We start from the raw sequence: 23391 nt of genomic DNA on the forward strand, positions 1-23391 counted from the left end.
CTTGTAAAATCTTAAGTAAGAAATACATTTACCTGTTAACTGCGAATGCGTCCATCAGGTGAGAAGCGGGTGCTTCTACTTGTTCCACAAAACAATATTCTATTATCCTTGATGAGTTTATCATAGGACATGACGTCTGTCAAGAAGACGCGATGTGTTTTACTAACAACAAGAAATATTGTAACAAACAACTAACATACTTGCAATACTTTTTTATGATAAGTGTTACATGGTTATTTTTTCTAATTTTTCTCAAGTATATTACATAAAAAAGCCGCGGTATACCGCGGCTTTTTCTTATCGTTTTCCTTCTACTTTAATCATGTCAACAAAAGCATCTAATGCGATTGTTTCTGATTTTTGTTCACCATATTTACGTACGTTTACGCCGTTTTCAGTTACTTCATTGTCACCTACTACAAGCATGTACGGAATTTTTTGCATTTGTGCTTCACGGATTTTGTAACCGATCTTCTCTTCACGAGTGTCTAATTCAACACGGATACCAGCACGACGCAATTCGTCTTGTACTTTCTTCGCATAGTCTAAATGTACTTGCGGAGAAACTGGAATTACTTGTACTTGAACTGGAGCTAACCATGTTGGGAATGCACCTTTGTATTCTTCAATTAAGAAGGCTACAAAACGTTCCATAGTTGATACAACACCACGGTGAATTACAACTGGACGATGTTGTTTACCGTCTTCACCAACGTATGATAATTCAAAGCGTTCTGGAAGCAAGAAGTCTAATTGTACAGTTGAAAGTGTTTCGTCTTTTCCAAGAGCAGTACGAACTTGAACGTCAAGTTTTGGACCGTAGAATGCCGCTTCACCTTCAGCTTCATAGTAATCAAGACCCATTTCATCCATAGCTTCTTTTAACATACCTTGTGCTTTTTCCCACATCTCATCATCCGCATAATACTTTTTAGTATCTGCTGGGTCGCGGTAAGATAGACGGAATGAGTAGTTCTCTAAACCGAAATCTTTGTACACTTCTAGAGTTAAGTTTACAACACGTTTTAACTCTTCTTTAATTTGATCTGGACGAACGAAAATATGCGCATCGTTTAAAGTCATTCCGCGTACACGTTGTAATCCAGATAACGCACCTGACATTTCATAACGGTGCATTGTTCCAAGTTCCGCAATACGGATTGGTAATTCACGGTAGCTGTGAATATCATTTTTATAAACCATCATATGATGAGGACAGTTCATTGGACGAAGAACTAATTCTTCGTTATCCATTTCCATTGATGGGAACATGCCATCACGGTAGTGGTTCCAGTGACCAGAAGTTTCATAAAGCTCTCTGCTTCCTAGTACTGGAGTATATACGTGATCATAGCCTAAGCTTGCTTCTTTATCAACGATATAACGCTCGATAATACGACGAATTGTTGCACCCTTTGGTAACCAAAGTGGTAAACCTTGTCCTACTTTTTGGCTATTAGTAAATAGTTTTAATTCTTTACCTAATTTACGGTGATCGCGCTCTTTCGCTTCTTCAAGCATACGTAAGTGCTCATCTAATTCCGCTTTTTTAACGAATGCAGTACCGTAAATACGTTGTAGCATTTTATTATTGCTATCGCCGCGCCAGTAAGCACCTGCAACGCTTAATAATTTAAACACTTTAATTTTCCCTGTAGATGGAAGGTGAACACCACGACAAAGGTCGAAGAATTCGCCTTGCTCATAGATTGAAATAACTGCATCTTCTGGAAGATCGTTAATTAAATCTAATTTTAACTCATCGCCGATTTCTTCAAAGCGACGAATTGCTTCTGCACGTGGTACTTCATGACGAACGATTTCTAAGTTCTCGTTCACGATTTTTTGCATTTCTTTTTCGATTTTCTTGAAGTCTTCAACTGTAATTGCTTCTTCCATATCAATATCGTAGTAGAAGCCATTTTCAATTACTGGACCAATGCCGAGCTCAACCTTAACATCTTTATATAAACGTTTTAACGCTTGTGCTAAAAGGTGGGCTGTTGAATGGCGTAAAATATATAGGCCATCTTCAGAATCTAATGTAATGATAGAAACTGCACCATCTTCTTCGATTGGTGTAACAAGATCGATCATCTCATCGTTTAATTTTCCAGCTACAGCTTTTTTCTTTAAGCCTGGGCTAATAGAAGCTGCGATTTCTTCAGTTGTTACGCCTTTTGGAAACTCCTTCACAGCTCCATCAGGGAAAGTAATTTTAACTACATCTGCCATCACTGGTCACTCCTCTTTTTCTCAAAATAAAAAACACTCATCCCGTAAAAAGGGACGAGTGTTGAATTCGTGGTTCCACCCTTGTTCCAATTAACATAATTGTTAATTGCTCAAGTTCAACATAACGGTGTTGTCCGTTAGCAATTACTAGAAAAACCGTTCACTGCTAAAGTTTAGAGGTGGTAAGTAATAATCCCGTACTAGGAAGCTCACACCCTAAGGCTTCCCTCTCTGAAAATCGTAGAAAACTACTCATGTCCTCATCATGACATTTCAATATATTTCATTTATGTAGGTAATTATATGCTCAAAAACTTAGAAAATCAAGGGCGTTACCTTTATTTTTTAAATTTTTCACATTGCGCTCAAAATCATGTAATCCATGTAATTGGACCCGTTCTTGGAACACATTTCGCAAAGTAATAATCATATTATGGTCTTGTTCTTTCGTATATAAATAAATCTTTTTAGGCGAAATAGAAAGAAGCGGCGCAATTACTTTCGTATCAATATATACATCATTTTGCTTTAATAATTCCTCATCTATATATTGGACCAACTTCTCCTGTTTTAAACGTCTACCTTTATCATCATAAAAGATAAAGCTTTCATCAAAAATAAGATGCACGCAAGACAAACGTGATTTACGGCTACTTACTTGTTGCCGAAGCGTCTCAATGAACATTTGGTATTCTTGCTCCATCTTATATTCATCAATTGCCACTTCCGCAAGTTTAGCCACCATTTCCCTATATGTACGAAGACGAAAACGGATATATGATGAAAACGAGAATGAGAGCGGATCACAAAGCCAATTATTTAAAGAAGACTTAATATATGACTCAAATGCGTTACGCGTTAAATCCTGAGCTACACCTTTTCTTCTTCCCTTTAAAATCTCATGTGCCATGTGCAATATTTGATGACACTCTTCTTGTTCTTCATAAAAAAACTTTTCTTTTAAAATCGTATAAATCCACTCATTTTGTTTCACATTCACAATGAAATACACCATTACTGGCAATAAGATCTTTTCAATATAATTCGATTCACGTACTGGTATGTGAATCACCACTTTTTGTTCCTGTAAATACACACTCGTTTCCTTATATAATACTTCCGCTCTTTTCAGCAATTGTCTATATACGTGCATAGCATCATTTTTTTCTTCGAAGCAAATTTCAATCACTTTTGTCCCCCCTTTTATCCCCGCTCTAAAGGACTGTATCTATACGTTACAAATCCTATAAGAGTCCGTTCCGCGTGAAGTTCACTCTTAGTAGAATTACATTTCCTATCGTTAGAAAATCCACTCAATATGGCTTGCTAATTTTATATATATTAAGGGAGGGAGAAAAAAATGATACAAGCTACTATGAATTTTTATTGTATACTTTACTTATCAATAAAATGAGGTATCAGAATGTTTGAATATAAATTCGTAAAAGTCGAATTACATTGGGGGTTCACTCGCTCAAAACCAGCTGAAGACTACCAAGAAATTATTCAAGAACATGCTAGAAATGGCTGGAGGTTCGTACAGATTGTTGCCCCTACGATTGGCAGTTCTGGACAACCTGAATATTTCGACCTCATATTTGAAAAGAAAATATCACTATAATACAAAAGAGCAAGCTTCTCAGCTTGCTCTTTTACTTATGACGACGGTTTTTCCCACCAATCGGAATTGGTTTCGCTAAATATTTAATTCGTTCCATAATACGTGCTGCCTTCATTTCTTCAGCCTCGCCACGCTGCGTATACGTTAAATGGTGTTCCAGTTGTTTAAAATCAAAATTAGACGTAAAGAACGTCGGTAAGTTTTCTAACATACGGAATTGTAAGATTGCACCGAGTACATCGTCACGGACAAAGCTTGACATCGCTTCTGCCCCGATATCATCTAACATTAAAACTTGTACGCGTTTAACCGCATCAATCTTCTCACCAATCGAATTATCTTGAATTGAACTTTTAATTTCACGTAAAAATTCCGGGAAGTATACGAGCATCGAACTTATTTTCTTTCGAGCAAGCTCGTTCGCTATTGCTCCTAACAAATACGTTTTTCCTACACCAAATTTACCGTACAAATATAAACCTTGTGCTTTTTTACCTGGTTCATATGTACTTAAAAATTCATTCGCTGCACCAATCGCATCGATACGTGCATTTAAATCAGAAGGATCTAAGTTTTCCATAGTTGCCTGTAAAATATCCGTTGGCATATATACACTTTGAACAAGTTTTTCATATTTCTTTCTCTCGTCATGCGCTACTTTTCTAACGCAGCGATCGTATTGAATATCAATCATCTTCCCTTGAATAACAAGCTTTGGCTCGTACCCTTGTAGCATATTTTTACATGAGCCTAAATCCGGACAATCCACGCAACCTACACTTTGTCCAATATATTCATATAACTTCACAAGACTGCGCTCAATCATAGAAGTCGTTACTTCACCCTTATGTTCATCTATAAATTCTTTCACACGCGGATGCGCCATTACTTCTGCCTTTAATACTTCATATCTATTTTTAAAGTTTTCATTTTCCATTAATTTTGCAAATGAATTTTGAATATGCTCCATTTTCTCACCTGTTATGAAGTGACCTTTGTCAATAGTTTTTCACCCATAATATTTTTCTTGATGGCATACAAAAGCTTCAGAAATAAGATCTATCGACAGTTAACCACTCTGTTATTCGTGGATTGGTTACCTCAGGTTAATGGTTCGTCGTTAGGCTCTTATAATCTCACTGCGTGGATCACACCTTTTCAAATTCTAATAAATAGCTTGTTTATCAGAATTTCAGCCATGCCAGAAGAGGTGAGTCATAGATAGCCAGACCTGTAATTCACTATCTCTGAAGCTCATCTATGCCATCAATTGATACCTTTGGTTTCTAACTATGAATGAATCAATCAACTTCATATCCTTCCCTCTTTATTTTCGGTGAATTTTACCTGTTTCTAATCCCCATATAAAACACCCCAGTTCTCTTGCGATAGCTGTAACGGCAACATTTCTAGGTTTCCCTTGATATATCATGCGATAATATTTTCTTTGTAACCTTTCTACAGCCTGATCCGCATAAGCAATCACTTCGCTTCGTTGCCCTTTTTGTCTTGCTTTCACTCGCTTCGATTTTAATCCGATTGTTCCTTTTACCAACGCATTTGCACATTCTACAAGAGTAGACCTAACGGTCGAATTTCCTTGTTTTGTAATCGAACGTCGACTGATTTTTTCTCCACTTGAGCTTTCGCTTGGTGTCAATCCTACATAAGCCATAAATGCTTTAGCCGTGGGAAAACGAGTGAAGTCTGCAATTTCCACATGAACAGTCATTGCCGATGTTGTATCTATACCTTTTAAGCATCTTAAATTTGCGATTGGTTCTTCGTACCTTTCACGATGAGATAATTCTTCTAATCTCAGACTGAACCGCTCAATTTTATCGACTAGAACATCATACTGTAATAGGTATTCGCCTAACGTTTCTTTGAATAATCCTTGTAGATCAAGATTCTTTAACCATTTCATATAAGCGATTGTCCAGCTTGATTTCCCTTCATACACATAGCCATGCCTTAAAAGGAATGCTTTTATCTGTTGTTTTATTTTTTTCAAAGATGTTTTAAAATCACCTAACATGCGGATATACTCTTTCACGGCAACATCCTCTTCTTCTGGAACATATACTTCTTTATAGGTGCCATTTGCTAAATTAAGAGCAATCATTTTGGCATCGAATTTATCATTTTTAACCATTTTATTTTTTGATGAACTGTACATTGTTGTGGGAGCTAAAATATCACAATCAATTCCATTTTGTTCAAGAAGATTATGAAGTGAATACCCTAAACAACCAGCCTCATATCCAGCTTTAATTTTTATATCTTCACCATATTTTGTTTTCAGTTTCTCAACGAATTTTTTTACGAGAGATACATTTGAAGCACATCGTGCTTCTCTTACAATTTCCCCAGTTGTTCCGTGTAGTGCACATAAGCTAAAACTTTCCTTGTGGACATCCATCCCAATATAGATTATATTTTCCATAGTGGCCTCCTATTATCATAGGGTATAACCCCATTCATAATGTTTTCATTCATTATTATGGGTTAAAATCCCTGACTTGATAATCTAGGAGGTCGCTTCATATTATCTCAAAGAGCGTTCATTCTCTTCTATTAATCACGCTTATATTTTTTTAACACTTCTTCTAGTCGTTTTCGTTCATCTTCTAGCGTACTTGCATCTTTTTCTACACTTACATCTTTCTTCACTGTTTCTTTCTCTTGTTCTTTCGGCTCTTCTTCCTTAAGCCAATCTGGCACCATTTCTTTCCGCACCGTTTTCTTCGCCGTACGGCCTTTTTTCTTCGTCTCAGCCCACTCTTGATATTGACGGTTCTCTTCTTTCGCTAACGCCATCGCGTCCGCTACTGTACCGACCTTTTTACGTGCCCAATGCCCAGCAATCTTCTCGACATACGTTTTCGCAAGTTTCATATCTGAGCGTAGCATAACGTAATAAATAAGTACATTCACAACTCCTGGTGTCAATTTTTGATTAATCATGACATCTTCAACGATCTGCAAGTCCGCTTTCGTTGCCTCTGCACCACCAGAAATCTCTTTCAATAGTTGTTTTGGTGAGATTTCCTCTAGCTGCTTTATTAGCATCTCCTCTTGCGATGAAGGCTCTTTCTCTTTCATCGTACGTGCAGCATGAGGCTGTACTCTTTCACTTAATACCGGTAATGCTTGACCATTTTCAAATTGATACCAATCGCGCGCTCCTTTTCTAAGCCTTTCCATATCAATTGTTTGCATCTCTGTCACTGCACCAAGAACGATATTTTGCATCGATAACACATCTACACCATACACGTAAGCAAGTGTTATAACGCAGTCTCTCACTTGATCTGTAATCGCTTTTTTAGGAACAAGAGCGGACAATCCATCTACAAATAAAGAGAAATCAAAGAAATCATTCCAAACTTTCGGAGCGTCTCCCTTCTCGTTACTTGGCATAGTTGTCGTTTTTGGAATACGAAGGTCTTCTTGCGCATGCTCAAGTTGTCCTGGATTAAACGAACCAAACACATCATTGAAAGAACGCGTAACATTTTCATAAGAAACAAAATCAAATTCTTCTTCTAAGAAATATTGCTTTACTTGATTATATTTTGTCCTGCTCAATCGATTGTATAAAAAGATACTTAAAACAATATCATCAAAAAACTGCTTCGGAGATAAAGGTGGTTGCAACTCATATATGAACATTCGAATATCTTTTTCTTTCTTAATATATACCTTCAAAAGCCCAATTGCCTCTAACTTTACTCGTTCCTCATATACTTCAGGAAGTTGCATTTGCATAGTCACCATAAGGGAATGATGCGTATTCTCTTTTCCAAATACACGATCTTGCTCAAGCTCTCCCCATAGTGTCATGTATAAGCTAAAAGCTCTACTACCTATTAACGGCTGATACAACATCGTTAACACTTTTCGGTCGTAATTGTGCAGTAGTCCTTTCGCACTTACTTTATAACGATCAATCGGCAATAGCTCCATCCATGACTGTTTTTCCATTCTTGCTTTTCCTTTCTCTCATCCAATCTATCCTCTACTTCATTCGTTCTATCTTCATTATATAAATTCTTAGTGAAAAAGAGCTATTAGCTTGCGCTTCTAGCTCTCTTATCCTATTACTTACGGTATGTAAAGAGAATAAAATACAACTTCTACTCTCTTTCTTTTTGCAGTATATCTTTTAATTCTTCAATAAATACATTTAAATCTTTAAATTGACGATATACAGAAGCAAAACGTACGTAAGCAACATCATCAATATCGCGAAGTTCTTCCATAACAATTTCACCAATCATATCACTTTTCACTTCTGATATACCTAAATTACGCAGTTCACGTTCCACGCTTTGTGTTACTTCTTCTAATTGCCTTAAAGATACTGGTCTTTTTTCACACGCTTTAATTAAACCGCGTAAAATCTTTTCTTTATTAAACTCTTCTCGTGTGCCTTCTTTTTTTACAACGATAAGAGGTGACTCTTCTACCCTTTCAAAGGTCGTAAAGCGACTTAAGCAGCTTTCACACTCTCTCCTTCTTCGAATAGAGCGCCCCTCGTCTACCGGACGCGAATCTAACACTCTTGTACCATTATGAGAACAGGATGGACAACGCAATTCATTCACTCCTTTACACTATACTCTTTATTTTTCTCTACTCACTTCACCTAAAATATATATACAATATTATATAACTCATTCTAACTCTCTTACCACTTTAAGTTCCAGCGCATCACTTTATCATCTCATCCTTAAAAATAAGATGGTATATAGGGCACTACCTCATTTGCAAGAGTCCAATTTATTCAACTAACGAGTACGTTATATTTTCCCTTTTTTATAAACTAAAAAAGAGGTGCATTATACACCTCTTTACATTTTAAATCAATTATGTTCTTTTTTAAAGAGCTTTTGTTTCTCTCTGCTTAATTTCGAAGCTACCAGTGCCTCGAGGAAGCTCGATGCTCTCACGCGTTTTCGCGTTTAAACCTTCTGCAATATATTCTGCAGCAACATTTGGATCAATACGATCCCCACAAGTATAAACATCAATACTTGCGTAACCGTGCTCCGGAAAGCTATGAATTGTTAAATGTGATTCTGAGATAATTACTACTCCACTTACACCTTGTGGTGCAAATTTATGGAAAGCAACCTCACGCACTTCAGCACCAGCTCTTAGTGCTGCATCCACAAATAATTGTTCAATATACGGCATGTCATTAAGCTTGTCGAAATCGCAATCCCAAAGTTCAGCGATCACGTGACGACCCATCGTCTCCATAGTATCCATTCTACAGTTCCCCCTTGTAAATTTATTCTAACTGTTCGAATTGAAAACTAATTTGCAATTTGGCTTGCTCCACTACCACGGGGGAAAGTTAGTCCAGAGAGGTCCTAACCCTTTAAGTAGTGACTACGTACCTCAGCTCTTAAGTTTACGAGTGTTAGTATACTTTGTTTATTTTCATTTTGCAACAACAGTTTTTTCGATTTTCTGTCATATTTTCCTCTTTACTTTTCCCTAAAAAAAATAAACGATTCACAAATGCAGTAATCACAACGTTTCGTGGTATGTCCACTTTTTAAAATATACTTATATAATTTTTTTCCTTTTCAGAAAAAATTAAAAAAAGAGGGCAAATATCGCCTTGCCCTCTCCTCCCTTATTCACTTAAATGTGTTGCACATTTTCTTGTTTCGCTAACTCTTCAACAACTAACGTTACAAGATCTACAACACGACGAGAGTAACCCCACTCGTTATCATACCAAGCAAGTACTTTCACTTTACGATCACCCATTACCATTGTAGATAAACCATCGATAATAGCTGAGTGTGTATTTGTATTAAAGTCGATAGATACTAAAGGCTCTTCGCTGAATTCTACAATACCTTTTAACGCACCGTTTGCAACAGTTTTGAATGCATCGTTAATAGCTTCAACTGTCACATCGCGTTTTACATCTACTACTAAATCAACAAGAGACACGTTTGGTGTTGGTACACGAAGTGCCATACCATGAAGTTTTCCGTTTAAATGTGGAAGAACTTTTGCTAGCGCTTTCGCAGCACCTGTCGTTGTCGGAATGATTGATTGTCCGCAAGCACGTGCTCTTCTTAAATCTTTATGTGGGTTATCAATATTTTTTTGGTCATTTGTATAAGCGTGAACTGTCGTCATTAAACCGTTTTCAATTCCAAACTGCTCATCTAACACCTTCACAACAGGCGCTAAACAATTTGTTGTACAAGATGCATTTGAAATAACAGTATGTTTTGTAATATCTAATTGGTCTTCGTTCACACCAACTACAATTGTTACATCTTCATTTTTACCAGGCGCTGTTAAAATAACTTTTTTCGCTCCAGCTTCAACGTGAAGAATTGCTTTTTCTTTCGAATTAAATTTACCAGTTGCTTCAATTACAACTTCAACACCTAAATCTGTCCAAGGCAATTCCTTTGGATCGCGGTTGTTTAAAAGGCGAATCATTTTTCCATCAACTAATAAGTGATCTTCAAATGCTTCTACTGTTCCGTCAAACTTGCCATGAACTGTATCATATTTAATTAAGTGTGCTAACGTTTCAGATGGATAGCTTGCATTGATTGCTACAATTTCGAATGCGCTTTCTTTTATTGCTTGACGAAATACCATTCTCCCAATACGTCCAAATCCATTAATTGCCACACGAGTCATAATATGTTATCCCCCTTGAATGCGTTATACTATTTATCTCCAATCCCAATAATAGTATAACACAAAAAGGGGATATGTCACTAAGCATTTTCATTAATTTCACAATTTTTTAGTCAATAATGTTCCACTTTTTTAAAATTACCTGCAATTGTGTTTTCGTTTCCATAATTGTGCCATCATTATTTATCACTTCATCTGCATTTTTCACTTTTTCTTCTAACGGCATTTGAGATTGAATACGAGCTGTTGCTTCTTCTTCTAAAAAGTTATTTCGTTTCATTAAACGTTCTAATTGCGTATGCGGCTTAACCGCTACAACTAAAATGCGGTCAACGAGACTTGTTAATTTGCTTTCAAATAAGAGAGGAATATCTAACACAACCGCTTGCATACCTTCTTTTATGTACATTTCCTTTTGCCTATTCATTTCCTCACGCACTGCAGGATGAACAATTTTATTTAACTGCAATCGTTTTTCTTCATTATAGAAAACGACACTTCCTAGTTTTGGACGATCTAGTTCTCCATCCTCTTGTAACACTTCCGTTCCAAATACTTCTACTATTTTGTTATATGCTGGTTTTCCTCGCTCTACAACTTCTCTTGCGATAATATCTGCATCAATAACTGGTATGCTCAGTTCACGAAACATTTGAGACACTGTACTTTTTCCGCTTGCAATGCCTCCCGTTAATCCAATTACTACTGTCATAATAATCCTCCTCATAATAAAAGGCGCGAAACTAATGTTCCACGCCCATACTTACATTTTCCAAATTCCAATAATGATGAGTAATACTCCAGGCAGGAATGTAAATTTTTGTAACCACTTCATATTTGATAAAACCGTTCCAAGTTTCATTCCAATAAATAAAAACAAAGAACTCATAACTGCAACTAATATCGCCATCATAGCGGGTGCATACCCTAATAAAGATGCACCAATTCCGGCACCAAATGAATCTACAGAAAGAGCTATACCAAGAAGTAATGCTTCTCCTGCAGAAATGGTGCCTGATTTATCAAAATCTGCAACAGTCGGTTTCCGTAAAATTTGAATCACTAGGCCTAGCGAGGCAATCTCTAATTTCCAGACCTTCTCCTCTTGCTTCGGTTCTTCTTTTCTCTCACTTCGAAAAAATTGATATAATACCCAAATCCCTATTCCAATAAGAACAAGCCCACCGATACGCGTTGCGATAACAGGTGAAAATACTTTCGCGATCATATGTCCAATTCCCATTGAAACAAGCATAACAGCCGCTGAACACATTCCGATAATTATAATTGATCTTAGTGGAATTCTTACGCTTCTTAAACCATATGTTAGCCCTACACTACAGCTATCTAAGCTTAATGTAAAAGCTAATAAAATAAGAGATAAATAAAGGTACATCGGTAAGCTCCTCCCTTATACATAGCTCTGCTGTATGTATATGACAAATGCCTATCCGATGTTATCTCTTTTCTATATTCTAGGCTGACAAATTGGGCAGTAATGCGTTCCTCGCCCGCCAACAACTGTTTTTTCTAATATCGTGCCACAAGTTACGCACGGCTCTCCTTTTTTCCCATATACATTTAGGAGTTCTTGGAACGAACCAATTTGCCCTTGTGAGTTGATATACGTCCGAATTGTACTTCCGCCACGCTTTACTGCTTCGCCTAGCGTTGTAACGGTAGCCTCATAAATTCGCTCAATTTCTTCTACTGTTAAAGACGAAGCTTCTCGTTCTGGATGGATTTGAGAACGGAATAAAACTTCATCTACATATATATTTCCAAGCCCTACTAAAAGACGCTGGTCCAGTAGCACAACTTTTATTTTACGATTTGTCTTTTGTAATCTTTCTTGTAAATACTGCGGTGTCATTTCAGCATCAAATGGCTCCGGACCTAAGTCAGCAAGAGGCATTTGGTTCATTTCTTCACCTTTCTTAAAGAGATGCATCGTACCAAACTTTCTCACATCTTTATAATGTAATTCCGTTCCATCTGTAAATAAGAAACGGACGTGCGTATGTTTATCAATCGGCTCATCCTCTTGATGTAATAAAAACTTACCTTCCATACGCAAATGTGAAACAATGACATAATTCGTTACATATAAAAGCAAAAACTTTCCTCTTCGCTTTATATTTTCAATCTTCTCGCCTTTTAGCATTTCTTTAAAGATTTCTGCATCATCCGGTCGTTTCACTATTTTTGGATAAGTAACAATAACATCTTCAATCGTTTTTCCTGTTACAAGATTTTCAAGTGTCCGTCTGACGTTTTCAACCTCTGGTAATTCAGGCATTTCATCACTTCCTTATTTTGCGTCGTACCAAGTTGGACCGTAAGAATAATCAACTTTCAGCGGAACTGCAAGTTCAATCGCATGTTCCATTACTTCAGGTACAAGCTGCTCTAATTTTTCGATTTCTTCTTTTGGTGCTTCAAATATTAATTCATCGTGTACTTGCAGAAGAAGACGCGCTTGTAATCCTTCTTCTTCTAAACGATCTGCCATAATAATCATCGCTTTTTTAATAATATCTGCTGCAGTACCTTGAATTGGTGTATTCATCGCTGTACGCTCAGCGAAGCTACGCAAGTTAAAATTACGACTCGTAATTTCTGGAATATAACGGCGACGATTTAATAATGTAGCTACATATCCTTTTTGTTTCGCATCTTTTACGATGTCCTCCATGTATTCTTGTACACCAGGGAAACTTTCTAAATACTTTTCAATAAATTCCGCTGCTGCTTTTCTTGTAATTCCTAAGTTTTGTGAAAGACCATAATCACTAATACCATACACAATTCCGAAGTTAACAGCTTTCGCTTGTCGTCTCATATTTGAAGTTACTTCATCTTTTTCAACGCCAAATACATCCATAGCTGTTTTCGTATGAATATCCATGTCATGTTGGAACGCTTCAACTAGCCCTTTATCATTTGCAATATGAGCTAATACACGCAGTTCGATTTGTGAATAATCAGCCGCATACATAATCCATCCTTCTTCTGATGGAACAAATGCCTGACGAATCTTTCTTCCTTCTTCTAATCGAATCGGGATATTTTGCAAGTTCGGATCCGTTGAACTTAATCGACCTGTTTGCGTTAACACTTGATTAAAGCGAGTATGAATTTTAGATGAATCTTCATGTACAACTTTCAGTAAACCTTCAATGTAAGTTGAATTTAGTTTCCCTAATTGACGATAATGTAAAATATTTGGAATAATTTCATGGTGATTCATAAGCTTATCTAGTACATCAGCTGACGTAGAATAACCTGTTTTCGTCTTTTTAATAACCGGTAAGTTTAAGTTCTCAAACAGAATAACACCAAGCTGCTTCGGTGAATTAATATTAAACTCTGTTCCCGCAAGCTTATAGATTTCCTGTTCCATTTCCTTTAATCTACCCGCAAGTTCTTCTCCCATATTACGAAGACGCTCTGTATCAACTTTTACACCCTTTACTTCCATATCAGCTAATACACGTGCAAGCGGCAATTCTAACTCTGTAAACAGTTCATATTGCTCATTCTTCTTTAACTCTTCAACGAATGTTTGCTTTACATCATATAATACATGCACTTTACGAGCCACATGCTCCGCGACTACCTTTAACTCTGGAACAGCACGTTTCGCACCTTTTCCGTAAACTTCTTCATCTGATTTCACAGCATGCGTTTCTTTCATTTTCGCTACAGTACGGAAATCTTTATCTGTATCAGCCGGGTCAAGTAAATAAGCAGCGATTAATAGATCAAAGTCAATCCCTTGCATATCTATCCCATTCCATTTCAGTGCAACGATTGCACGCTTCGCATCAAATGTATGCTTTCTCATCTCTCCATCTGCAAGCCACTCTTTAAAAGCATCTGACTTAAGAGCAATGTCTGTCTGAATAAAGTAACATCCATTTTCATTTTGAATACCGAAACCTTGAATGTCTGCTTTATGATAGTTATCTTCTTGTACTTCAACGATAAGCGCACTATCTTGCTGAAGCATTTCTTCTGTAACTTCTTCCACAATATCAAATGTAATATCATCTAATTCAGCTGGAGCTGTTTCTTCTGGCGTAACGCCTAATTTATTTAAAAGAGATGTAAATCCTAAACTCTCGAACATTGGAATGACATCACTTGCTTCATATCCTTTATACGCCATATCATCCACATGAACTGTAATCGGCGCATCTGTAATAATAGTTGCAAGATCCTTACTCATAAGAGCTTGTTCTTTATTTTCTTCCAGTTTTTCTTTTAATTTCTTCCCACTTACTTGATCTATATTTTCATACACCGCTTCAACCGTTCCAAACTGTGTTAACAATTTAATTGCCGTTTTTTCACCAACTCCTGGTACACCCGGTATATTATCTGACTGGTCTCCCATTAAACCTTTCATATCGATAATTTGCTTTGGTGATAAGCTGTATTTTTCAAATAAAGCTTCTTTCGTATATTCATCCACTTCTGTAATCCCTTTTCGCGGAATACATACAAGCGTGTTATCAGAAACAAGTTGAAGTAAATCTTTATCTCCTGAAATAACTTTTACACTCGCCCCTTGCTCACTCGCTTCTTTCGCTAACGTTCCCATGATGTCATCCGCTTCATAATTTTCTAATTCATAACGCGGTACATTGAACGCATCCAGCATCTCACGAATAAACGGGAACTGCTCTGATAATTCAGGTGGAGTCTTTTGACGTCCTCCTTTATACTCACTATACGTTTTATGACGGAACGTTGTTTTGCCTGCATCAAACGCCACTAACATATGAGTTGGCTTTTCTTCCTCTAATATTCTCATTAACATCATTGTAAAACCGTAAATTGCGTTCGTATGTATACCTTTGTCGTTATTTAAAAGCGGTAGTGCAAAGAAAGCACGATACGCGATATTATTACCATCTACTAATACGACCTTTTTTTCCAAAATTGAAACCTCCCCATACAAATTTGAAATGATTTTTTTCACAGAAAAAAACCGTTCCTTTCCTCTCTCTATATTAACATGACTAATAGAGAGAAGAAAAATAACGGCTATTTTCTTTCATATATAAAACAGACTTATATTGGCATAAAGGGAAGTGACGAGAACAGCTTAACTATTCTCGTCCAAAATTACTCCTTGGATGAAGGGGTTTTCATGTATTATATTAACAGAGCTTTATTAATATTTAATTAAGCCATTGTTAATATATTGTAAACATCCTTCATCCTATTTTTCAGTTGCTGATTTCGGTAAAACAACTGTAAACGTTGTCCCTTCTCCAACTTCACTATCTACTGTAATCGTACCTTGATGCGCCTCAACTAAATGCTTTACGATCGACAATCCAAGGCCGGTACCACCAGTATTTCTACTTCTTGCTTTATCCACCCGGTAGAAACGTTCAAAAATACGCGGAATTTCCTCTTTACTAATACCAATTCCAGTATCCGATACTTTTATATAAGCATTATATTTATCTTCCGCTAACTCTACTGAAACAACGCCTCCAGCCGGTGTATATACGATTGCGTTATTAATTAAATTAATAAAGATTTGTTTCAAACGACTTGGATCTCCAATAACAGAGGCACGTTTTAATACATTAACTTGTAAAGAGATTTCTTTTTCTCCTGCTTTATTATCAAGTACCATATGAATATCTTCAAGCAGCCCCTTCATATCAACGGTTCCCATATTTAATTTAAATCCTTGTTGTTCGATCTTCGACAAATCTAATAAATCTTCAATTAATCCTTGCATGCGCTCACTTTCTTTTAAAATAATGCGCAAGAAATGTTCGCAGAATTTTTTATTATCCATCGCTCCGTCTAAGAGTGTTTCTGAAAAACCTTTAATAGAAGTAATCGGTGTCTTTAATTCATGAGAAACATTCGCTAAAAAGTCTTTTCTCATTTGTTCTAATTTCTTTAACTCTGTTATGTCATGGAATACGAGAACAATCCCTTTCCATTCATGGTTTGTCCCGATAATCGGCGCTCCATATACTTCGAAATGCTTCCGTTCAATTCCAAGTGGCAATAACATTTGTTTACGCACTTTCACTTCTGTCATAAAGATTTCTTCTACAAGCTCAATAATTTCTGTATGATGAAACGATTCATAATATAAGCGATCTAAATATTCTTCATCTGTTACGTGGAAAGTTTCCTTATAAGAGCGGTTTACAAGGTTTATATATCCTCGGCTATCAATTAAAATCATTCCGCTTCCCATATTTTCAATTAACGTATGCAGACGATCTTGCTGCATTTCTTGTTCAAGTGTCATCTCTTGTAAATTTCGAGCTAAAATATTAATCGCTTTACTCAGCATCCCTGTTTCATCCGAATGACTTTCGTATGCACGTGCTTTATAATTACCCTTTGCCAATTCAATTGCAACTTTCGTAACCGATTCAATTGGCCTAATATATTGCCCTGTAATTTTCATACCTAAAAATACAACTACGAGACAAGCAATGACAAATCCGATAATTAATAATCCCCACGTTTTTTGATGTACGTCTCTTAAAGGATCAATTATACTTTTCACCAAAATGTATCCTTGTTTTCCTTCTACATCTTGAACGAACACCGCATGATAAAATTCATTCTTTCGATCCGTTTCTTTCGTAATCACTTTACTTCGTTGTTTTGCCACTTCCGAAGAAAGTTCTTTAATCGTCTCTGGACTAAATGCCAATTCTTGTCCTTTTCTATATTGAACTTTCTTTTTTTCATCCAAAAATACGATAGAAGCTGGTATTTTTTCTTCTAACTTTTCAAATATGTATGGGTTTTTTAAGACATTATCAAAACCTTGCTCTTCTGCTAACGTCGCAACATACTCTGTCTCTTTTACCATTCTCTCTTTAGCATGATCTATATAGTAGTTTTCAAACACAGTTTCTAGTAATAAACCTAGTCCAACTAAAATAAATACAATAAGAGAAACAAATGTAAAAAGAAGCCTGGAACGAAATTTATTCATTCCCTTTTGGCTCCTCTAATTTATATCCTAAACCACGTATCGTTTTAATGTACGTCGGTTTTTTCGTATTTTGTTCAATTTTATCGCGCAAATGGCTAATATGAACATCAACAATTCGTGTATCACCAGCAAAATCGTAATTCCATACAGCACTTAGTAATTGATCACGTGTCAACACGCGACTTTTATTTTTCGCAAGATACACAAGTAGTTCAAATTCTTTTGGTGTTAATTCAAGCTTTCTTCCTTGGAAATAAGCCTCATAAAATTCCGGTAAAATTTTAAGTTCTGCAATTGTGATGCTATCTTCATCTGGCGCTTCTGCAACTTGTTCTTCTTGTTGTAATTTCGTACGACGCAAAATCGCCTTCACACGAGCAACAACTTCTCTTGGACTAAATGGCTTTGTCATATAATCATCCGCCCCAAGTTCAAGGCCTAGCACCTTATCAAACTCATCATCTTTTGCCGTTAACATTAAAATCGGCGTCATAACGCGCTGCAATCGTAATTCTTTACACACTTCCATACCATCCATTTTCGGAAGCATTAAATCTAATATAATTAAATCTGGGCGTTCTGTTGTCGCTTTTTGAAGCGCCATTTCTCCATCCATCGCTGTTATAACTTCAAACCCAGCTTGTTGTAAATTAAATTCGATTAAAGTTAAGATAAATTCCTCATCATCAACTACTAAAATACGATTGTTCATTCTTTTCCTCCAAGTTATAGACTTGAAACCTTCTTCATCCTAGTATTTTCCCCGTTATTCTCATCATACTAGAAAACAAGGTCCCTCTCAATATAATTGTCTATTCATGGAGATCGTTTGTGTAGAATTGAGAAAATAGAAGTAATTACGATTCACCTGCAACTACACAGGATTTTGCCAAACTTTATAGATTGCTCTCTCTTCTTTAAAGCTCACTTCCGTATGAACTATAAAATCTTGATTTTGTGCTAGGAAAAACGAAAGAGCATACGCTATTTTATAATCTGGTGTTTCATATCCATCAAATACTCTCCCGTACATTTCATTCGCAACCCCGTCTGCCCACACTTCAGCTTCTCTTACCGTTTCAAAGATCACGTCTTCTCTTTTCCACCTCACCTAAAAAACCACTCCTTTAATTGACTTCAATTACCGATAATTATATTATTAATCTTAATATATAAATTAATAATATACGGAGTCTATTATGCGACTAATACTATCCATTCTATCTTTAGCAGTCACATGTATCCTTGCTTTTAACGCTCCGAGCTGGGATACGATTAAAACGGGGTGCTCAGAATTTGCTGAAGGGTTCAAAGAAGGGTTCTTCAACTAAAAATAGCGCTAGCATCCTTATTAAAGGTATGCTAGCGCTATTCATATTTTCATCTTTTTAAAAATTATCTAATGCTTTTTCCATAATAGAAACTGATTTAAAAGGTGGCGTTACTGTTAATGAACCTTTCACAACAGTTTCTCCTTTTTCATCATGAGCAGATACAAGCATATCAATTGTATGTTCCTCCTCAGAAACAGCCACAACTTCAAAGTGGATTTGTAACGTTTCATAATGGTGAACATGTTTCACGAATGTAAGGTCCTTTCTCGTAATATGACTTCCTGGACCCGGTAAATATTTCGTAACCGCCGTTGTAATCATTCCCGTTAGCATAATGCTTGGTACAATCGGCTTTTCATACGGAGTTTGGGATGCGTAATCATGCTGAATATATAATGGATTGGCATCATTCGTTAACCCTAAGTACAATAACAAATCTTTATCCTCAATTTTTTCAGTGATAGATAATTTCTCTCCTACTGTAATTTCATCCATTTTACGACCAATTTGAACTTTTTTCTTTAACATGTTACAACCCCCTCCGATTTTTTCACCTTATTATCCTACTAAAAGCGATACCTTATCCGAAATTTACTATGATGAGGGCAATGTATAGTATAAATCTACAGTTTCATTATAGGATATTACAAATGATAGCGTTTTCATATTATTTCAAAAAAACAATTCGGTAAATAGTAGAAAAAGATTCGGAATCCCGAATCTTTTTCACTACTATTCAATTATTAAACAAGAACTTTCATTACATTACGTACAGATTCTACAGAGCGATCTAACGCTTCTTTTTCATCTGCAAGAAGTTCTAATTCAATAATTTTTTCAATTCCGTTACCACCTAGAATTACTGGTACCCCTAAGTAAAGGTCACTATAACCATACTCACCTTCAAGGTACGCAATAGCTGGTAATATACGGCGTTGATCTTTTAAGATTGCTTCTGTCATTTCAACTAAAGAAGCTGCTGGTGCGTAATATGCACTACCGTTTCCTAATAAGCCTACAATCTCACCGCCACCTTTACGTGTACGTTCTACGATTGCTTCTAAACGCTCTTTCGGAATTAACGTTTCTAACGGAATACCGCCTGCATAAGAATAACGCACAAGAGGTACCATGTCGTCACCGTGTCCGCCAAGAACAAATCCTGTAATGTCTTTTACAGAAAGATTTAATTCTTGTGCGATGAATGTACGGAAACGAGCTGTATCTAATACACCCGATTGGCCGATTACACGCTCTTTCGGGAATCCTGCTTCTTTAAATACAGAATATGTCATTGCATCAACTGGATTTGTTAACACAACAATAATTGCATTTGGTGAATGTTTTGCAATGTCGCGCGTAATACTTTTCATAATTTTAGAGTTTGTTGCTACTAAGTCATCACGGCTCATACCAGGCTTACGTGCAATACCTGCTGTAATAACGACAACGTCAGAATCAGCAGTATCTGCGTAATCAGATGTTCCAATAATGTTAGCATCAAAACCTTGTACTGGGCTCGCTTCTAACATATCTAACGCTTTCCCTTTTGTTGGATTTTCCAGTTGTGGAATGTCCACTAATACAACATCTGCAAGTTCTTTTTGTGCTAATAAGAATGCCGTTGTTGCTCCTGTAAATCCTGCACCGATGACTGAAACCTTCTTGCGTTTGATTGTCATAATTTACCCCCCGCTTTAATTATGCGTTTTTGATTATCGCTACATCCATGTTTTTAATAAGTTCATTAGCGAACTCAGAACATTTCACTTCTGTTGCACCTTCCATTAAGCGTGCGAAATCATAAGTTACTACTTTTGAAGCAATTGTTTTCTCAACAGAAGCAGTTACTAATTTCGCAGCTTCGTTCCATCCTAAGTGTTCTAATAATAATACACCTGAAAGAAGAACAGAAGATGGGTTTACTTTATCTAAACCTGCATATTTTGGAGCTGTACCGTGTGTAGCTTCAAAGATAGCATGTCCAGTCACATAGTTAATGTTTGCACCAGGTGCAATACCAATTCCACCTACTTGTGCAGCAAGTGCATCAGAGATATAGTCACCATTTAAGTTCATTGTTGCAACAACATCGAACTCACGTGGACGAGTTAAAATTTGTTGTAAGAAGATGTCTGCAATAGAATCTTTTACGATGATTTTTCCAGCCACTTCAGCGTCTGCCATCGCTTTATTCGCTGCATCTTTACCATCTTTTTCAACGATACGATCGTATTCAGCCCAAGTAAATACTTTGTCGCCGAATTCTTGTTCCGCTACTTCGTAACCCCAGTTTTTGAAAGCACCTTCTGTAAATTTCATAATGTTTCCTTTATGAACTAATGTAACAGAAGAGCGTTTTTCGTTAATTGCATATTGAATTGCAGCACGAACAAGACGCTTTGTCCCTTCTTCTGAAATTGGCTTAATACCAATACCAGATGTTTCTGGGAAGCGGATTTTATTAACACCCATTGCTTCTTTTAAGAAAGCAAGAACTTTTTCTGCTTCTGGAGATCCTTGCGCATATTCAATTCCAGCATAAATGTCTTCTGTATTTTCACGGAAAATAACCATATCAGTATCTTCCGGACGTTTTACAGGTGAAGGAACACCTTCAAAATAACGAACTGGACGTAGACATACATATAAATCTAATTCTTGACGAAGTGCTACGTTTAGAGAACGAATACCACCGCCAACTGGAGTTGTAAGTGGACCTTTAATCGCGATTAAATATTCACGAATTAAGTTTAAAGTTTCTTCTGGTAACCACTCGCCTGTTTGGTTGAATGCTTTTTCCCCTGCAAGCACTTCTTTCCAAACGATTTTCTTCTCACCATCATAAGCTTTTTCAACTGCTGCTTCTAGTACGCGAGATGCAGCTGCCCAAATATCAGGACCAATTCCATCTCCCTCGATAAATGGAATAATCGGATTGTTTGGTACATTCATAACACCATTAGTTACAGTAATTTTTTCACCTGTCGTCAATGTGATAACCCCCATGTTTGAAATTTCATATGTATGAAACTGAGGGAATAACCCCTCAGTTCAAACCGTTAGTCAAATTAAAATATTCTAATCATTACATCTTTCCGAAAAAATCAGACTTTTGAAAGCGTATTTTCACTATCAAAATAGTGTTATTCGCTTATCGTTGTGCAATTGGAACATACACTTGATGCGTTGGTCCATTATAATCAGCACGCGGACGAATTAAACGGTTGTTTTCATATTGTTCTAGAATATGAGCTAACCAGCCTGACATACGGCTAATTGCAAAAATAGGTGTAAATAAGTCATGGTCAATTCCTAAACAATGGTATACAGAAGCTGAATAGAAATCAACATTTGGTGGAAGACCTTTTTCTTTTGTTACAATGTCTTCAATTTTGATAGACATATTATACCATTTCTCTTCTCCTAAAAGCACGCATAATCTCTTAGACATTTCACGTAAGTGTTTTGCACGTGGATCACCCTGCTCATACACACGGTGGCCAAAGCCCATGATTTTCACTTTATTTTGAAGAGCATTATGAATATATGACTCTACATTTTCTTCTTCACCAATCTCAGTTAACATCTTCATTACATTTTCATTTGCCCCACCGTGAAGAGGACCTTTTAATGCACCGATTGCTGCTGTAATACCAGAATATACATCTGAAAGTGTAGCTACGCAAACACGTGCAGTAAATGTAGAAGCGTTTAACTCATGATCTGCATGAAGTACAAGCGCCTTATCAAAAGCTTCAATTTCAACTTCATTTGGCTCGCGATCATTTAACATGTACAAGAAGTTTGCAGCTAATGATAAATCCTTTCTTGGCTCAACAATATCTAAACCTTTACGGATTCTCGCGTAAGCAGCAACTAAAGTTCCCACTTGCGCCTGTAATTTAACCGCTTTCAAATAATTGGACTTTTCGTCCATAATTTCAGCGCTCTCATCGTATAATGATAGCATGGAAATTGCAGTTCGTAAAACAGACATCGGATGTGCAATTTTTAAATCTACTTGTTTCAAATATGTTAAAATCTCACCTGGAACTTTATAGTATTCTGATACAATTTCATTAAATTCCGCTAGTTCTTTTTCATTAGGAAGCTTGCGGTGCCATAATAAGTACACTACTTCTTCAAACGTAGCATTCTCAGCTAAATCATCAATATTATACCCAACATAAGTTAATGTATCATCAATAATAGAGCTCACAGATGATGTTGTTGCTACTACCCCTTCTAAACCTCGAATAACAGTCATGACATTCTCTCCTTTTCCTGAAAATTCTCCCAACCTTGCTCCTTATATCTATTTGCTCCCCTTATGAATTATGAACGCCCGTTCACTCTTTAGGCAAGCAAAATGCACGATCATGCAAATTTGTTGCGATGTTCCCCTCTTATTGTCCATTGTTTACATGGAAAGCATGAGCGTGAATGTCTCCCCGAATCCTCACGCTCAAAACAACAAGTTAGTGAGGAAAATACATTCCGAAGAGTTTTATGATAAA

Annotated in this window: 20 protein-coding genes and 2 other annotated features (1 of these 22 cut by a window edge); of the genes, 1 reads left to right on the forward strand and 19 read right to left on the reverse strand. The window is 36.6% G+C overall.

What is annotated here, in order from left to right:
- Positions 1–87: a sequence feature (ribosomal protein L20 leader region), on the reverse strand; it reaches 34 nt to the left of the window's first position.
- Positions 88–297: 210 nt separating this feature from the next.
- Positions 298–2235 (reverse strand): threonine--tRNA ligase, encoded by a 1938-nt coding sequence (gene thrS, locus MHH55_RS17215; protein ID WP_000786083.1) that lies wholly within the window; start codon positions 2233–2235, stop codon positions 298–300.
- Between the two features lie 47 nt (positions 2236–2282).
- Positions 2283–2511, reverse strand: a binding site (T-box leader).
- 31 nt (positions 2512–2542) lie between these two features.
- Positions 2543–3424 (reverse strand): putative sporulation protein YtxC, encoded by an 882-nt coding sequence (ytxC, locus tag MHH55_RS17220; protein ID WP_000569629.1) that lies wholly within the window; start codon positions 3422–3424, stop codon positions 2543–2545.
- 234 nt (positions 3425–3658) lie between these two features.
- On the opposite strand from ytxC, the gene MHH55_RS17225 reads away from it, so the two are divergent.
- The gene (locus MHH55_RS17225) at positions 3659–3856 is read left to right on the forward strand and encodes a DUF4177 domain-containing protein (RefSeq protein ID WP_000464458.1); all 198 of its coding nucleotides are present in this window, start codon (positions 3659–3661) and stop codon (positions 3854–3856) included.
- Between the two features lie 31 nt (positions 3857–3887).
- On the opposite strand, the gene dnaI is transcribed toward MHH55_RS17225, so the two are convergent.
- The 17 genes from dnaI to citZ all read right to left on the reverse strand — a co-directional run bounded on the left by dnaI (position 3888) and on the right by citZ (position 23174).
- A complete protein-coding gene (dnaI, locus tag MHH55_RS17230) occupies positions 3888–4826 on the reverse strand; it encodes a primosomal protein DnaI (RefSeq protein WP_000400104.1) in 939 nt (312 codons plus the stop codon).
- A gap of 357 nt (positions 4827–5183) precedes the next feature.
- Positions 5184–6302: an IS110 family transposase gene (locus tag MHH55_RS17235; RefSeq protein WP_340880263.1), complete on the reverse strand. Its 1119-nt coding sequence runs from the start codon at positions 6300–6302 to the stop codon at positions 5184–5186.
- A gap of 131 nt (positions 6303–6433) precedes the next feature.
- Positions 6434–7843, reverse strand: coding sequence for a replication initiation and membrane attachment family protein (locus tag MHH55_RS17240; protein ID WP_000415054.1), 1410 nt, complete (start codon positions 7841–7843; stop codon positions 6434–6436).
- A 152-nt stretch (positions 7844–7995) separates the two neighbouring features.
- Positions 7996–8457: a transcriptional regulator NrdR gene (gene nrdR / locus MHH55_RS17245; RefSeq protein ID WP_001203687.1), complete on the reverse strand. Its 462-nt coding sequence runs from the start codon at positions 8455–8457 to the stop codon at positions 7996–7998.
- 283 nt (positions 8458–8740) lie between these two features.
- Complete coding sequence (gene speD, locus MHH55_RS17250) at positions 8741–9124, reverse strand: adenosylmethionine decarboxylase (RefSeq protein WP_176116541.1); 384 nt, start codon at positions 9122–9124, stop codon at positions 8741–8743.
- 390 nt (positions 9125–9514) lie between these two features.
- The gene (locus MHH55_RS17255; protein ID WP_000198974.1) at positions 9515–10543 is read right to left on the reverse strand and encodes a glyceraldehyde-3-phosphate dehydrogenase; all 1029 of its coding nucleotides are present in this window, start codon (positions 10541–10543) and stop codon (positions 9515–9517) included.
- 109 nt (positions 10544–10652) lie between these two features.
- Positions 10653–11255, reverse strand: coding sequence for a dephospho-CoA kinase (gene coaE, locus MHH55_RS17260; RefSeq protein WP_000219313.1), 603 nt, complete (start codon positions 11253–11255; stop codon positions 10653–10655).
- Positions 11256–11306: 51 nt separating this feature from the next.
- A complete protein-coding gene (ytaF, locus tag MHH55_RS17265; RefSeq protein ID WP_000281747.1) occupies positions 11307–11939 on the reverse strand; it encodes a sporulation membrane protein YtaF in 633 nt (210 codons plus the stop codon).
- Between the two features lie 72 nt (positions 11940–12011).
- Positions 12012–12842: a DNA-formamidopyrimidine glycosylase gene (gene mutM / locus MHH55_RS17270; protein ID WP_001114478.1), complete on the reverse strand. Its 831-nt coding sequence runs from the start codon at positions 12840–12842 to the stop codon at positions 12012–12014.
- A gap of 12 nt (positions 12843–12854) precedes the next feature.
- The gene (polA, locus tag MHH55_RS17275; protein WP_000412802.1) at positions 12855–15488 is read right to left on the reverse strand and encodes a DNA polymerase I; all 2634 of its coding nucleotides are present in this window, start codon (positions 15486–15488) and stop codon (positions 12855–12857) included.
- A gap of 285 nt (positions 15489–15773) precedes the next feature.
- Positions 15774–17537: a sensory box histidine kinase PhoR gene (gene phoR, locus MHH55_RS17280; protein ID WP_075676888.1), complete on the reverse strand. Its 1764-nt coding sequence runs from the start codon at positions 17535–17537 to the stop codon at positions 15774–15776.
- Positions 17530–18249 (reverse strand): two-component system response regulator PhoP, encoded by a 720-nt coding sequence (gene phoP / locus MHH55_RS17285; RefSeq protein WP_001065220.1) that lies wholly within the window; start codon positions 18247–18249, stop codon positions 17530–17532. The genes phoR and phoP overlap by 8 nt, the downstream gene beginning before the upstream one ends.
- Positions 18250–18411: 162 nt before the next feature.
- Entirely contained in the window at positions 18412–18648 is a 237-nt protein-coding gene (locus tag MHH55_RS17290) for a hypothetical protein (protein WP_001267383.1), read from the reverse strand.
- A gap of 277 nt (positions 18649–18925) precedes the next feature.
- Positions 18926–19399 carry a MaoC family dehydratase gene (locus MHH55_RS17295; protein ID WP_000914180.1) on the reverse strand — a complete coding sequence of 158 codons (474 nt, stop codon included), beginning with the start codon at positions 19397–19399 and terminating at the stop codon, positions 18926–18928.
- A gap of 215 nt (positions 19400–19614) precedes the next feature.
- On the reverse strand, positions 19615–20553 hold the full coding sequence (gene mdh / locus MHH55_RS17300; protein ID WP_000153230.1) for a malate dehydrogenase: 939 nt from the start codon (positions 20551–20553) through the stop codon (positions 19615–19617).
- Between the two features lie 19 nt (positions 20554–20572).
- Positions 20573–21865, reverse strand: coding sequence for an NADP-dependent isocitrate dehydrogenase (gene icd / locus MHH55_RS17305; protein ID WP_000206898.1), 1293 nt, complete (start codon positions 21863–21865; stop codon positions 20573–20575).
- Positions 21866–22025: 160 nt separating this feature from the next.
- On the reverse strand, positions 22026–23174 hold the full coding sequence (gene citZ, locus MHH55_RS17310; protein ID WP_000503652.1) for a citrate synthase: 1149 nt from the start codon (positions 23172–23174) through the stop codon (positions 22026–22028).
- Positions 23175–23391 lie beyond the last annotated feature (217 nt).

Source organism: Bacillus sp. FSL K6-2944 (assembly GCF_038005385.1).
In the GTDB taxonomy this organism is placed as follows: domain Bacteria; phylum Bacillota; class Bacilli; order Bacillales; family Bacillaceae_G; genus Bacillus_A; species Bacillus_A cereus.

Bases quoted from the DNA above. Each gene is read 5' to 3' on its own strand.
- MHH55_RS17295 (WP_000914180.1), bottom strand. From the start codon at position 19,399: ATGTTAAAGAAAAAAGTTCAAATTGGTCGTAAAATGGATGAAATTACA.
- speD (WP_176116541.1), bottom strand. From the start codon at position 9,124: ATGGAGACGATGGGTCGTCACGTGATCGCTGAACTTTGGGATTGCGAT.
- dnaI (WP_000400104.1), bottom strand. From the start codon at position 4,826: ATGGAGCATATTCAAAATTCATTTGCAAAATTAATGGAAAATGAAAAC.
- phoR (WP_075676888.1), bottom strand. From the start codon at position 17,537: ATGAATAAATTTCGTTCCAGGCTTCTTTTTACATTTGTTTCTCTTATT.
- MHH55_RS17255 (WP_000198974.1), bottom strand. From the start codon at position 10,543: ATGACTCGTGTGGCAATTAATGGATTTGGACGTATTGGGAGAATGGTA.
- MHH55_RS17225 (WP_000464458.1), top strand. From the start codon at position 3,659: ATGTTTGAATATAAATTCGTAAAAGTCGAATTACATTGGGGGTTCACT.
- MHH55_RS17235 (WP_340880263.1), bottom strand. From the start codon at position 6,302: ATGGAAAATATAATCTATATTGGGATGGATGTCCACAAGGAAAGTTTT.
- mutM (WP_001114478.1), bottom strand. From the start codon at position 12,842: ATGCCTGAATTACCAGAGGTTGAAAACGTCAGACGGACACTTGAAAAT.
- MHH55_RS17240 (WP_000415054.1), bottom strand. From the start codon at position 7,843: ATGGAAAAACAGTCATGGATGGAGCTATTGCCGATTGATCGTTATAAA.
- mdh (WP_000153230.1), bottom strand. From the start codon at position 20,553: ATGACAATCAAACGCAAGAAGGTTTCAGTCATCGGTGCAGGATTTACA.
- phoP (WP_001065220.1), bottom strand. From the start codon at position 18,249: ATGAACAATCGTATTTTAGTAGTTGATGATGAGGAATTTATCTTAACT.
- coaE (WP_000219313.1), bottom strand. From the start codon at position 11,255: ATGACAGTAGTAATTGGATTAACGGGAGGCATTGCAAGCGGAAAAAGT.
- thrS (WP_000786083.1), bottom strand. From the start codon at position 2,235: ATGGCAGATGTAGTTAAAATTACTTTCCCTGATGGAGCTGTGAAGGAG.
- ytaF (WP_000281747.1), bottom strand. From the start codon at position 11,939: ATGTACCTTTATTTATCTCTTATTTTATTAGCTTTTACATTAAGCTTA.